Genomic DNA, 1,723 nt, shown 5'->3' with positions numbered 1-1,723 from the left:
CCCCTCAGACGTACTTTTTCCTCATCCAGGACCAGGGCCACAATTCCGTAATCGGTCACCCGGGAGTCTGTAAAGACAAAGGTTCCTGTGAAGGAAATGTCATCTCCGGCCATGCCCCCGAAGAGGTTTACTTCCGGACCGGCTACTTCCGTTATATATCGGATGAGGCTTCCCCCGTCGACGGTAGTGCCTTTTTCGCTGTGAAAAGTGCTGAGCAGGATGAACGAGGGATTGGAAAAGGCTTCCTTCGCCTGGCCCAGAAGATCCCCGGCCGCTTCCTTTAGGCTGCCGTCCCCGATTTCCCGGAGGATTATTCGAAAGGATGACGGGTCCAGATCCAGGAGCATTGCCACAATGCCCTCTTTGCTTTCATGACCTTCTACAAATTCCCCGGAAGAAGTCGCCCCGATCACCTGGATTCCTTCCCTTTCGAAAAGCGAGCAAACCGCCTTGCGATCCTGCTTTATGGAAATAAAAACTATGGCCAGAGTAGGCAGGAAATTCCCATCCATGATTTGGTGCAGAGCTGCCTGTATTTCTTCGGGGGAATCTCCGTGTATGGTTTTTGCCTTCATACCTTAAGCTGTCTCGGTTTTAAAATTCATGTAAAAGGTGGTGCCCTCGCCCTGGGTGGTCTCCACTTTTAATTCCCCCCCATGGGCCTTTACAATATCATAGCTCAGAGAGAGGCCCAGTCCCGTGCCCTGTCCGGTGGGCTTGGTTGTAAAAAAGGGCTGGAAGATCTTCTCCAGAACCTTTTTCGGCATCCCATCCCCATTATCCGAAACTGAAATTTTCAACTGGTCTTTTACCCTTTGGGTCTCAATGGTGACCGTGGGCTGGTACTTCCCGTTTTCAGAAGAAGTACCCCTGAGGGATTTTTCACTCACGGCATAAAAGGCATTGGTGAGCAGGTTCAGAATCACCCGACCGATATCCTGGGGTACGACGTCCAGGGTTCCCAGGCCGGGGTCAAAATGGGTGTTGACCGTGGCATTAAAGGACTTATCTTTTGCCCGCAGGCCATGGTAGGCCAGGCGTACATATTCATCCGTAAGGGCATTGAGATCTGTAGGTTCCCTATGCCCGTCACTGCTTCGGCTGTGCTGCAGCATGCCTTTTACAATGCTGTCTGCCCGTTTGCCGTGATGGACGATCTTTTCGAGGTTTTGCACCAGGTCTTCCGTAAGGGCTTTGACTTCCTCCAGGTCCCCTTTTTCCATCTCCTCCATAAGCTCCTCCAGGAGTTCCCGGCTCACCTCGGAGAAATTATTGACAAAGTTCAGCGGGTTTTTGATCTCATGGGCAATCCCTGCTGTCAGTTCCCCCAGGGAGGCCATTTTTTCGGACTGGATCAATTGGGATTGGGCGGCTTGCAGGTCATCGAGGGTGTTTTCAACCTTTTTCTTGGCTTTCTCCAACTCCTTAAAATCTTCGTACCGGGCATAGGCCACCGCAAAGGTCCGGGTAAGCGCTTTAACAACATCTATTTCCCTGCCCGTAAGTGGTTCTGTATTGCCCACATAGAGCATCCCCTGGGCAAAGGGTACCTGGTGGAGTACGAGGCGCTCCGGCGGTTCTTCGCCGGCCTGATAAGATTTTGCGCTCTTTTCCTGCCCTTGCTCCATCAGTTTTTTGGTCATTTCAATAAACTGCGCCTGATCCCATTCCTCGACCAGGATTTTCTGCCTTCTCCAATAATCTACTCCTTTTTGAATGAGGG

2 protein-coding genes are annotated in these 1,723 nt (G+C 51.5%); both read right to left on the bottom strand.

The window, feature by feature from the left end; translation table 11 throughout:
* The coding region (locus tag WBV75_RS12305) for an FIST N-terminal domain-containing protein (protein ID WP_424120884.1) at positions 1-575 on the bottom strand (575 nt) is incomplete at its 3' end.
* A 3-nt stretch (positions 576-578) separates the two neighbouring features.
* Positions 579-1,723 (bottom strand): sensor histidine kinase (locus tag WBV75_RS12300; protein WP_424120883.1); only part of this gene is annotated, 1,145 nt, incomplete at its 5' end.

Source organism: Robiginitalea sp. (genome assembly GCF_049588695.1).
GTDB lineage: Bacteria > Bacteroidota > Bacteroidia > Flavobacteriales > Flavobacteriaceae > Robiginitalea.
Note: the sequence above shows the minus strand (reverse complement) of the source record. Positions and strands in the feature narration are given on the sequence as shown.